Below are 11,025 nucleotides of genomic sequence, written 5' to 3' on the forward strand. Positions count from 1 at the left end.
CGCTTAAAAAACACCGTCACAAGGCCTTCCATTGGCGACGGTATTCCAGAATACGGGTCGGCAAGTGTCGCCAGCACCGTCACTTATGACGACGCATGCAATCTCTTCGTACCGATTGGCATCGATAGATAGAGATGAATTTATTATTATAATTCAGCTAATTACTATCGATACCTCGACAATCAGCGATAGTCGCTGAAGGCTCGGAATCATTCCCACTCGATCGTGCCGGGCGGCTTCGATGTGATGTCGTAGGTGACCCGGTTGATCCCCCGCACCTCGTTGATGATGCGATTGGCGACGCGGCCCAGGAAGGCATGATCGAACGGGTAGTAGTCAGCCGTCATGCCGTCGGTCGATGTGACGGCGCGCAGCGCGCAGGCCTGATCATACGTCCGGCCGTCGCCCATCACGCCGACGGTGCGAACCGGCAGGAGCACGGCGAAGGCCTGCCAGATCTCGTCGTAAAGGCCGGCCTTGCGGATCTCGTCGAGATAGACGGCGTCGACCTGGCGCAGCAGGTCGAGCTTCTCCTTGGTGATGTTTCCCGGGATGCGGATGGCGAGACCCGGGCCGGGGAACGGATGGCGGTTCACCAGGTCGGCCGGCAGGCCAAGCTCGCGGCCGAGGTCCCTCACCTCGTCCTTGAAGAGCTCGCGCAGGGGCTCGACCAGCTTCATGTTCATGCGTGCGGGGAGCCCGCCGACATTGTGATGGCTCTTGATCGTAACGCTCGGGCCGCCGGTGAAGGAGACCGATTCGATCACGTCGGGATAGAGCGTGCCCTGGGCCAGGAACTGAGCGCCGCCGATCTTCTTGGCCTCGGCCTCGAACACATCGATGAACAAGGCGCCGATCGTCTTGCGCTTGGTCTCGGGATCGGTGACGCCGTCCAGCGCCTTCAGGAACAGCTCGGAGGCGTCGGCGTGGACCAGCGGGATGTTGTAGTGGTCGCGGAACAGGCGCACCACCTGCTCGCCCTCGTCGAGCCGCAACAGGCCGTGGTCGACGAACACGCACTGCAGCTGATCGCCGATCGCCTCGTGCAGCAGCACGGCCACCACCGAGGAGTCGACACCGCCCGAGAGGCCGCAGATCACCTTGCCTTTGCCGACCTGGGCGCGGACCTGGGCGATGGCGCGGTCCTTGAAAGCGGCCATCGTCCAGTCGCCCTTGAAGCCCGCGATGTTGAGGGCGAAGTTGCGCAGGAGCTTGGCGCCGTCGGGCGTGTGCATCACCTCGGGATGGAACTGCACGGCGTAGAATTTGCGCGCCTCGTCGGAGATGGCGGCGAAGGGCGCGTTCTCCGAGGTGGCGATGACGCTGAAGCCCGGTGGCAGCTTGGTGACGCGATCGCCGTGGCTCATCCAGACCTGCTTCTTGTCGCCCGGCTGCCACACGCCGTCGAACAGGGCCGACGGCTTCTTCACCTCGAGCTCGGCGCGGCCGAATTCGCGGTGGTGGCCGGATTCGACCGTGCCGCCGAGCTGCTGGGCCATGGTCTGCTCGCCGTAGCAGATGCCCAGCACCGGCACCTTGGCGGTGAAGATGGCGGGATCGGCCGAGGGCGCCTGCCCTTCGATCACCGAGGCGGGACCGCCCGACAGGACGATGGCCTTGGGGTCGAACTGTTTCAGCTTGGCCTGGTCGACCGACTGGAAGGGGTGGATTTCGCAGTAGACCCCGGCCTCGCGCAGGCGGCGGGCGATCAGCTGGGTGACCTGGGAACCAAAATCGACGATCAGCAAACGGTCGGCCATGGGGGGATATACGGAACAGGGCGGCGGGGTTCAACCGGGTTCGGTGTGGATGTCTTGTCTTCCGGACCGCCGGCGCCTGTCCTGAGCGAAGTCGAAGGATCTGGCCGGCTTATGCTCTTCGGAGCGCGGACCTCCAGGTCCGCTCATACATGATGCGGACTTGGAGGTCCGCGCTCCCATGAGCCGGCCAGAGGCCGGCGGTCCGGAAGACATGAAATCGCCTACGGCGCGCTCACGCCCCACGTCGCCATCAGGTCGGCGACATCGGCCCTCATCGCCTTGGCGGCGGCGATGTCGGCATCACCGCCCGCGACGTCACCCTTCTTGCGCCGCGCCACGCCACGGCCGTACAGCGAGATCGCGCTGTTCGCATAGAGCTTGAGCCCCGCGTCGTAGTCGGCGATCGCCTCATCGATGCGGCCGAGCTTCAGCAGGACGAGGCCACGGGATCCGAGCGCGGCCGGCACCGATGGCGCAAGCCGCAGCGATTCGTTGCAGTCGGCCAGGCCAGCCTTTAGGTCGCCGACGATCGCGCGGACATGGCAGCGGCTCAGCAGGACGACGGCGTCGGCAGGCTGGCGCTTCAGGGCCTCGCTGTAGTCGTCGATGGCGCGCTTGTTCTCGCCGCTCACGAGATAGGCGCTTCCGCGGGTGTAGTAGGCTTGGGCCAATTTCTCCGCGGACTCCCGGCCGGCCGCGATGACGGCGCGGCAGCCCTCGATCACCCGCTCGTTGGTGGCCCGCTCGAAGCACCAGGTTTGGAATTGCGCCTCGCGCTGCGCCGCGGCCGGTAACGCGGCGGCCAGGCCGAAGAGCATCGACGCCCCGACCGTCCGAATCAGGGGAACAAGGCTGCGCATGGTGATGTCTCCTCGCCCAGGTCACCTCGGCAGTTTTATCGAATCACGGATGGGGCGCACGGCATACAACGCCTTGGTGGCCTGGTCCGACCGCAGCACGCAGTTCACCTGCACCTGACCGCGCGGGGTGTCGACCAGGGACATCATCACAACGGCCGATGGATCATCGCGCGACGGGCCGACAAGTTCGAGGCCGACAACGTCGCCCGCCTTCTCGTCGCGCAGGGCGAACGTCTCCGTCGACTTCACCTGCATGATGTCCGCGAAAGCGCGCCGCACCTGCGCCTGCACTGCCTCGTCCTTCCAGCGGGAATTGAGCCTTTGCTGCGTCTCTGCGGACCGCACCGCGCTGAAGTAAATGCCGCACAGAGACGTGCCGTCGACGATCGCCGGAAAATCGCCCACGGGCTTGATATGCAGCACAAGGTCGTAGCCCTCCCTCACGCCAAGACGGATGGTGAAGCCGTCCGGCGTCTCGACGTAAAATGGAATGTTGGTGTCGCGGTAGCTGTCGGCTCTCGCCGGCGCGACGGCGGTGCCGGCGACGAGCGCTGCCAGGATAGGGGCTGCAAGGAACAGGCGGCGCATGCGAACACCTCTCGGGGAACCGGCGTCGGGACCTTGCTTGCCAGTATTGCATGAAGAGCGGTCAGCGTCCCTGCTGTGCCGAGTCGGCAACAGTTGGATTCAATTTGATCGGCGCTCTTGGCAAGCCGCACGGCTGGGTGTATGTGCACATCATGGCTGCAACCCGCTTCTCGATGAAGGACATCCTGCCCGCTGCCGCGGCAGGCATGACCGGTGCCGCCATGTCGTTCACGGTCTGTGCCGACATGTCGCTCAGCCTCGTCGTCCCGCGCATCACATACTTCGGCTAGCACGCACTCACCTTGCGCATGCGGCGGCCGGAGGGCCGCTTTTTTAATGCCCAAGTTTCAGGTGCTGTCATGGAACGTCATCAACAAGCTCTCTCCGTCGCCGTGGCGCTGGCCCTGTGGGCCGGCGCGGCGAATGCAGGGTCCGAACCCGAACAGGCGGCCGGTCGCGAGGCCTGGATCCCGGTCGAGGCGCGCAACCACATCACCGGTACCAGCGGCCCGGCGGCAGTGCTGTTCGGCCTCGCCCAGGAGCGCGGGCGCCAGCGCCCGGCCAGCCTGCGTGTCCACTGCTTCGACGGCGTGACGACCGTTCACATGGACGCCGACGGCTTGCGTCTGGCGCCGTGGGCCGTCGCGGTCAGGCTGAGCCTCGACGGTGGCCGCTTCGTCGCCGGCTCCTGGCAGGCCAGCGCCGACGGCGGCGGCCTCGAACTGTCGGGCGATCGCGCCATCGCGTTCATGAGCGATCTCTACGGCAAGGCCGAGCTGCGGCTGGCCGTCGTGCGGCCCCTGTCGGTGCCGTTCGTGTTCACGTTCGCCGTGAGCGGCGCCGAGCCCGGCCTGCGCCCGCTGGCCGAACGCTGCCAGTGGTCGGCCGGGCCTGCGATAAGCGACGCCGGGCGCTAGACATCCTCGTCCGGACCGCCGGCTCCTGCCGGCGGTCCGGCTTCGGTGATTCGCTACTTCGGCGGCCTGATCGTGTCCCGGATCGAGCGCAGCATCGGCAACGCCCGTTCGGCCTGCCCGTCGCGCACCAGGCAGTTCATCATCAGGCGGCCGCGCGGCGTGAGGGCCAGGGACATGAACAGGACGGCCGTCGGATCCTTGCGCAGCGGACCGACATATTCGATGCCGACCACGTCGCCCGCCGTCGTGTCGGCCAGAGCAAATGTCCTCTCGGACTTCACATCCATCAGGCCGCCGACAGGGCCGCGTGCCTGTGCCAGCACGGCCTCGTCGGTCCAGCGACGGTTGAGCGACTGCTGCGGCTCGCCGGATGGCTCCGTCTTGAAGCGCAGGATGCACATCCGCATTTCGTCGGCGACCTTGGCGGGAAAATCACCGACGGGATCGATGTCCAGCGCCACCTCGTAGCCCGCCGCCGCGACAAGACGAATGGCGAAGCTGTTCGGCGTCTGCAGGTAGAACGGGATGCTCTTGTTGTCGTAGATCTCGGCACGCGCCGGCGCGACGGCCGTGCCGGCGACGAGGGCTGCAAGGAACAGGCTGCGCATGGCGGACACCTCGCCGGGACGTTGCAGCGCATTGTGGCCGCACGCGGTGCGATCAGTCGAGTGGTGTCGTGGCGCGGCCGAAAATCAGGGTTTCTCGCCGACGATGATCCGCACCGTGCGGTCGTCCAGTCCGGGCTCGTCGTCGGTGATCGCGGCGACGCGGGCGGCCATGAGGACGCGGCCGATCGTGGTGGCGACGGCGCGGCCAAGGTCCGTCTCCCGATCGCGCAGCACGAGAACGACACCCTTCTGCTGCGACGGCAGCGTGGCGCCGATCGTCGGCGCGGCGCCGGTCCCGGCCTTCACGGCATCCACCACCTTCGACGCCAGCGACCGGGTCTCCTCGCCGGTGTGCCCCATGAGCACCTCGAACCTGACGTTGGGAAACCGGCTCAGCGCCTTGGCAAGCTCGGCCTGCTGCGCCGGGTCGAGGTCGCGATCGGAGTCGCGCAGGGAGCCCGCACGCACCATCAGCAGAATGCCGCCGACCGCCATCACGGCGCAGATCACGCCAACGGCCCGCTTCATGACGGGGCCGAGCGGCTGGGAGATGAACAGGGCGATCAGCCCGGCCCCGCCGACGGCCGTCAGCGCGATGCCGAGGCTATCGAGGATCCAGGGGTCGGCGAAAGGCGACATCTCTCACTCCTCCGTCGCGAGCTTGCGGCGTATCAGCGGCGCCTCGAGGTCGTGCCAGGCGAAGGCCATTTCCTCGACATCGACGCCGCCCAGCGTATCGACGCGCTCGCCCACCCGCTCGCCGCCCAGCCCCTCGTAGAAGAAGCGCGTCGGGTTCTCGGCCAGCATCCACAGCACGGCGGTGTCGCAGCCGTCGGCACGCAGCTGACGGAACAGCGCATCGAGCAGGCGCCGGCCCAGCCCGCGATTCTGGAAATCGGGCTCGACGTAGAGGGTGTAGACCTCGCCGACGCGGATCTCGCGGCCGCTCAGCCCCTCCGGCGGGTCGCGCACCGGCCCGCAGCTGCCGAAGCCCACCACGCCCATGTCCTCGTCGTCGGCCACGAACACGCCGCGCGATTCGCGCGGATCGCCGAGCACGCGCGACCAGTAGGCCGACTGGCGCACGTCCGACATGCCGACCAACATCGCATCGGGCAGCAGGCCGGCATAAGTCGCCTGCCAGGTCTCGACATGGACGCGGCCGATGGCGGTGGCGTCGTTCTTGTGGGCACGGCGGATGCGGATCATGACGCGTCGCCATCCCGAGCGGAGCCGTCGGCACGGACCTTGTCATGTTGATCGAGCGAACGATCAGGTCCCTCCGCTTCCGCCTTCGGCTTGCGCACCAGCGTGGCCGCGAAGAAGCCGTCGGTGCCGTGACGCAGCGGCGACAGGCGCAGGTAGGGCCCGCCGATCTCGGCCGGCGGCTCCGCGCCCATGGCGTCGCGCCAGACGTCGGTCACGGGCACGGCGGCGAACTCGGGATGGCGCTCGAGGAAGGCTTCGATCTGCCGCTCGTTCTCGGCCGGCAGCACCGAGCAGGTGGCGTAGACCAGGCCGCCGCCCGGCTTCACCAGGCGCGCCGCAGCGTCGAGGATGGCGGCCTGCTTGGGCACCAGTTCCGCCAGGTCCTCGGGCCGCAGCGTCCAGCGGCCGTCGGGATTCCTGCGCCACGTGCCGGTGCCGGTGCAGGGCGCGTCGACCAGCACGCGGTCGAAGGCGCCGGCCTGGCGCTTCAGCCATTTGCGGTTGTCGCCGTCGAGCGCCCGGCGCTCGACATTGTGGGCGCCGGCGCGGCGCAGGCGCTGCGCCGAGCGGTCGAGCCGGCTCTCCAGCACATCCATGGCGACGACGCGGCCCTTGTTGTTCATGCCGGCGGCGATGGCCAGCGTCTTGCCGCCGGCGCCGGCGCAATAGTCGGCGATCTGCATGCCGGGCTGCGCGTCGACCAGGCCGGCAACCAGCTGCGAGCCCTCGTCCTGGACCTCGACCAGGCCGTTCTGGAAGGCCTCGCCCGCCACCACCGACAGCCGGCGCTTCAGGCGCAGGCCGTCGGGGGCATAGCGCATCGGCTCGGTCTCGATGCCCTCGCGCGCCAGCGCCGCCTGCGCCTCGGCGACGGTGGCTTTCAGCCGGTTGACGCGCAGGTCGACCGGCGGCGGGTTCTCCAGCGCGGCGATCTCGCGTCCCCAGGCCTCGCCGTAGGCCTCCTGGAGGTGCGGCGCCACCCATTCCTGGACGTTGAGGCGCACCCAGTCGGGCTGCTCGGGATGGCTGAGCGAATGGCCCTCCATCTGGCGCAAGGCGCGCCGCTCGGCATCGTCGAGCGGATCGGGGCGGTAGCGGCCGCCGTCGAACATCGCCTCGACGTCAGCGAGCGCCCTCCCCTCGACCACCATGAGGTCGGCGGCGACGATGCCGCGCGGCAAGGCATTGGTCTGGTCCGCAGGGTGGTTCGTGCGCTTCAGCCACCAGCGCAGCTGGCCCCAGCGGCGCAGGATGCCCCACACGCGATCGGACACAGAGCGGCGGTCGCCGCCGCCGATGTAGCGGCGGGCGCGGAAATAGGCGTTGGCGACGAGATCGGCTGGCCGGTCGGCATGGCTGACGATCTCGTCGAGAAGCTCTATGGTGGCGGCAACCCGCGCGCCCGGCGTCACGTCGATTTTTCCTTTCCGTCCCTGCCGCTACGATGAATATGCCCCGCGCGCAACGTCCCTCCTCCCGAAGCGAGTGGTTCCGGCGCACCGTGCTGGTGCTTTGCGCCATCCTTATGGGCCTGGTGTCGCTGGAATTTGCAGTCCGCGCGTCGACCTGGGGATATCTCTTCGCCTATCCCAACTTTGTGCTCACGGCGCGCAGCGTTCTCGCCGAGCGCGACGCCGGCCGCTATGTGCACGATCGCGAGCTGGGCCACGTGCCGCGCGCCGGCTACGCCGCCCCCGGTACGACGATCGAGGCCGACGGGCTGCGGCGGACGAGTAGCGAGAAAGGGGGCGAGCAGGTCGCCGGGGCGCCGATCCTGGCGGTGGGCGATTCGTTCACCTACGGCGACGAGGTCAATGACGGCCAGACCTGGCCGGCGCAGCTGCAGCAGTTGACCGGGCGGCGGGTGCTGAACGCGGGCGTGAGCGGCTACGGCTTCGACCAGATCGTGCTGCGGGCCGAGCAGCTCGCGGCCGGGTACAAGCCCGCTGTCATTGTCGTCAGCTTCATCGCCGACGACATCCGGCGCACCGAGATGCGCCGCCTGTGGAGCGCCGACAAGCCCTACTTCGTGATCGAGGACGGCAAGCTCGCCCTGCGCGGCGTGCCGGTGCCGCCGCGCGCCGATCCGGCCAGCACGCTCACCTTCTGGCAAAGGACGCTGGGCTACAGCCATCTGTTCGACTTCATCCTGCGGCGGCTCGATCTGCTGCACGACTGGTACGGCGACCACAAGCGCGTGCTGGCGCCAGGTACCGGCGAGTATCTCTCCTGCCTGCTGGCCGCGCGGCTCGCCGAGCTGCAGAAGCAGAGCGGCGCCAAGGTGATCGTCATGGCCGAGTACGATCCGGTGGTGTGGGACGACCCCGCCTTCGCCGCCACGCAGCGGCGCATGACCAAAGGGTTGCTCGACTGCGCGGCGAAGAACGGCCTTGCGACCATCGACAGCTTCGACGCCCTGGCGGCAACCGGCGCACCGCGAAAACTCTACGTGACCTGGCACATGAACGAGCCCGGCAACCGCCTGATCGCCGGGTTGGTGGCGGAGAAGCTGCGATGACTGTCGTCCTGAGCGAAGCGAAGGACCTCATCGCCGCTTGCAACCGGCATGAGATCCTTCGCTGCGCTCAGGATGACCTCGGGCTTAGCCCGAGGTCACATGCCGCCGCGGTAGTTCGGCGCCTCGCGCATGATCTCGACGTCGTGGACGTGGCTTTCGCGCAGGCCCGAGCCGGTGATGCGCAGGAACTGGCAGTTCGTTTGCATCTCCTTGATCGTGCCGTTGCCGGTGTAGCCCATGGCCGCCTTCAGGCCGCCGACCAGCTGGTGCACGATGTTGCCGACCGGGCCCTTGTAGGGCACGCGGCCCTCGATGCCCTCGGGCACCAGCTTCAGCGAGCTCTCGACCTCCTGCTGGAAGTAGCGGTCGGCCGAGCCGCGCGCCATGGCGCCGATCGAGCCCATGCCGCGGTACGACTTGTAGGAGCGGCCCTGGTAGAGGATCACCTCGCCCGGCGCCTCGTCGGTGCCGGCGAGCAAGGAGCCGATCATGGCGCAATCGGCGCCGGCCGCGATCGCCTTGGCGAGATCGCCCGAGTACTTGATGCCGCCGTCGCCGATCGCCGGCACGCCTGCGGCACGGCAGACCTCGGACGCTTCGAGGATGGCGGTGAGCTGCGGCACGCCGACGCCCGCCACCATGCGGGTGGTGCAGATCGAGCCCGGGCCGATGCCGATCTTGACGGCGTCAGCGCCGGCGTCGATCAGCGCCCGGGCACCCTCGGCGGTGGCGACGTTGCCCGCCATGATCTGGGTGTAGTTGCTGAGCTTCTTCACCCGCGTCACGGCCTCGAGCACGCCCTTGGAATGGCCATGTGCGGTGTCGACCACGATCACGTCGACCTCGGCATCGATCAGGAGCTGGGCGCGGCGCAGGCCGTCCTCGCCGACGCCGGTCGCGGCGGCGGTGCGCAGGCGGCCCTTCTCGTCCTTGCTGGCGCCGGGGAACTTGTTGGCCTTCTCGATGTCCTTCACCGTGATCAGGCCGATGCAGCGGTAGTCCTTGTCGACGACCAGGAGCTTCTCGATGCGGTATTGATGCAGCAGCCGCTTGGCCTCGTCGGTGGTGGCGCCCTCGTGCACCGTGACCAGGCGCTCCTTGGTCATCAGCGCGCTCACCGGCATCTTGTCGTCAGTGGCGAAGCGCACGTCGCGGTTGGTCAGGATGCCGACCAGCTTGCCGCTCTTCTCGACCACGGGGATGCCGGAGATCTGGTGCGCCGACATGAGGCCCAGCGCGTCGGCCAGGGTCTGCTCGGGGTGGATGGTGACGGGGTTCACCACCATGCCGGATTCGAACTTCTTGACCTTGCGCACCTCGTTGGCCTGGGCCTCGGCGTCGAGGTTCTTGTGGATGACGCCGATGCCGCCCGCCTGGGCCAGGGCGATGGCCATGGGCGCCTCGGTGACGGTGTCCATGGCCGACGACATCAGCGGGATGCGCAGCTCGATGGTGCGGGTGAGCTTGGTGCGCGTGTCGGTCTGGTTGGGCAGCACTGCCGACGCGGCAGGCTTCAGGAGGACGTCATCGAAAGTGAGCGCTTCCTGAAACTGCATGCCAACCTCCGCGAGGAGTAACAAAAAAGGCGGCCCGTTCTCCTTACGAAGGCGGCCGCCGGGTTGGCGGCGCTTTGTACACTAAGCGGCGGGCGATGCAAGGGGTTGTGGCGGTGGGAAATAGTCGGTCGCGGCAAGCAGATTACGGGCAAGAAACCGCCATACCCAGCCCCCGACAGGCGGTCTGATCGCCAAATGCCTGTTTGCCCCCTCTAGGTGAATAGATCCGTGACGGTGAAGGTGAACGTGCGCACGTTGTTGGCCTCGTTGCCCTCGGTCACCATGTTGTTCCAGTAGTCCGTCATGACGTACAGCGTGTGCTCGCCGACGCTGAGGTGCGACGTGTCGATGCTGTTGCTCAGCGTCTGCGTGCCGCCTGCCGACAATCCGTTGGTCTGGTTGAATCCGGCGTAGTTGGACTGATCCGGCGCCTGGTCGATCCGGAACCCCGCCCAGCTCATGCCCGCCGGCAGGCCGTCGCTGATGTTCTTGACCATGTAGGAGAAGTCCAGCGTGTCGCCCTGCGCCACCGTCGTCGCCGCCGTGATGCTGGTGACAGCCAGGTCGGGCGGCACTGGCGCCGTGACGTTGAAGGTCACCGACAACCCGTTATTGGCCTCGTTGCTCTCGCCAACGATGTTTTTCCAGTAGTCGGCCGCGACATGAAGCGTGTGTTCGCCAACCTCCAGCGTCGACGTGTCGATCGTGCCGGCGAAGGTCTGCGTACCGCCAACCGGCAGCGCATTGGTCTGATTGAAGCCCTGGTAGTGCGTCGAATCGACCTGATGGTCGACCATGAAGCCGGACCAGTTGGCAACGGCACCGGCGGTACCGTCGTTCTCGATCGTGTAAGAGAAGTTGAGGACAGCCCCCTTCATTATCGACGTCGCCGCCGGCGTGATGCTGGCGACCTCCAGATCCGCCTGCGGCGCCGCCGTGACCGTGAAGGTCAGCGACTGCACGTTGTTGGCTTCATTGCTCTCGCCGACCAGGTTATTCCAGTAGTCCG

Annotated in this window: 12 protein-coding genes; 3 read left to right on the forward strand and 9 right to left on the reverse strand. The window is 67.5% G+C overall.

Going from position 1 to position 11,025, the window contains the following annotated elements; all coding sequences use genetic code 11:
• Positions 1–209 precede the first annotated feature (209 nt).
• The 3 genes from guaA to RSO01_RS43670 all read right to left on the reverse strand — a co-directional run bounded on the left by guaA (position 210) and on the right by RSO01_RS43670 (position 3,208).
• Positions 210–1,760, reverse strand: a complete 1,551-nt coding sequence (gene guaA, locus RSO01_RS43660) for a glutamine-hydrolyzing GMP synthase (protein WP_147156889.1) — start codon at positions 1,758–1,760, stop codon at positions 210–212.
• Between the two features lie 221 nt (positions 1,761–1,981).
• On the reverse strand, positions 1,982–2,578 hold the full coding sequence (locus RSO01_RS43665; protein ID WP_170303818.1) for a tetratricopeptide repeat protein: 597 nt from the start codon (positions 2,576–2,578) through the stop codon (positions 1,982–1,984).
• A gap of 63 nt (positions 2,579–2,641) precedes the next feature.
• Positions 2,642–3,208, reverse strand: coding sequence for a hypothetical protein (locus RSO01_RS43670; RefSeq protein WP_147156891.1), 567 nt, complete (start codon positions 3,206–3,208; stop codon positions 2,642–2,644).
• A 104-nt stretch (positions 3,209–3,312) separates the two neighbouring features.
• Between RSO01_RS43670 and RSO01_RS43675 the strand changes: the two genes are divergently transcribed.
• Both RSO01_RS43675 and RSO01_RS43680 read left to right on the forward strand, forming a co-directional pair.
• Entirely contained in the window at positions 3,313–3,498 is a 186-nt protein-coding gene (locus RSO01_RS43675; protein WP_147156892.1) for a hypothetical protein, read from the forward strand.
• Between the two features lie 69 nt (positions 3,499–3,567).
• Complete coding sequence (locus RSO01_RS43680) at positions 3,568–4,125, forward strand: type VI secretion system-associated protein TagO (protein ID WP_170303819.1); 558 nt, start codon at positions 3,568–3,570, stop codon at positions 4,123–4,125.
• 53 nt (positions 4,126–4,178) lie between these two features.
• Here RSO01_RS43680 and RSO01_RS43685 read toward each other — a convergent pair whose 3' ends face one another.
• From RSO01_RS43685 to RSO01_RS43700, 4 genes are all read right to left on the reverse strand, one after another.
• Complete coding sequence (locus tag RSO01_RS43685) at positions 4,179–4,733, reverse strand: hypothetical protein (protein ID WP_147156894.1); 555 nt, start codon at positions 4,731–4,733, stop codon at positions 4,179–4,181.
• Between the two features lie 84 nt (positions 4,734–4,817).
• Positions 4,818–5,372, reverse strand: a complete 555-nt coding sequence (locus RSO01_RS43690) for a hypothetical protein (RefSeq protein WP_147156895.1) — start codon at positions 5,370–5,372, stop codon at positions 4,818–4,820.
• A 3-nt stretch (positions 5,373–5,375) separates the two neighbouring features.
• Positions 5,376–5,942 (reverse strand): GNAT family N-acetyltransferase, encoded by a 567-nt coding sequence (locus RSO01_RS43695; RefSeq protein ID WP_147156896.1) that lies wholly within the window; start codon positions 5,940–5,942, stop codon positions 5,376–5,378.
• A complete protein-coding gene (locus RSO01_RS43700; RefSeq protein ID WP_147156897.1) occupies positions 5,939–7,354 on the reverse strand; it encodes an RsmB/NOP family class I SAM-dependent RNA methyltransferase in 1,416 nt (471 codons plus the stop codon). Before RSO01_RS43700 ends, RSO01_RS43695 begins: the two co-directional genes overlap by 4 nt.
• Positions 7,355–7,386: 32 nt before the next feature.
• Here RSO01_RS43700 and RSO01_RS43705 point away from each other — a divergent pair, with 32 nt between their 5' ends.
• On the forward strand, positions 7,387–8,460 hold the full coding sequence (locus RSO01_RS43705) for an SGNH/GDSL hydrolase family protein (RefSeq protein WP_147156898.1): 1,074 nt from the start codon (positions 7,387–7,389) through the stop codon (positions 8,458–8,460).
• 95 nt (positions 8,461–8,555) lie between these two features.
• Here the strand turns inward: RSO01_RS43705 and guaB are convergent, their stop codons facing one another.
• Together guaB and RSO01_RS43715 are read right to left on the reverse strand one after the other, a co-directional pair.
• Positions 8,556–10,016: an IMP dehydrogenase gene (guaB, locus tag RSO01_RS43710; RefSeq protein WP_147156899.1), complete on the reverse strand. Its 1,461-nt coding sequence runs from the start codon at positions 10,014–10,016 to the stop codon at positions 8,556–8,558.
• Between the two features lie 212 nt (positions 10,017–10,228).
• Positions 10,229–11,025: CARDB domain-containing protein (locus RSO01_RS43715; RefSeq protein WP_147156900.1), on the reverse strand; the 797-nt coding region annotated here is incomplete at its 5' end.

Source organism: Reyranella soli, from assembly GCF_007992495.1.
Taxonomy (GTDB): domain Bacteria; phylum Pseudomonadota; class Alphaproteobacteria; order Reyranellales; family Reyranellaceae; genus Reyranella; species Reyranella soli.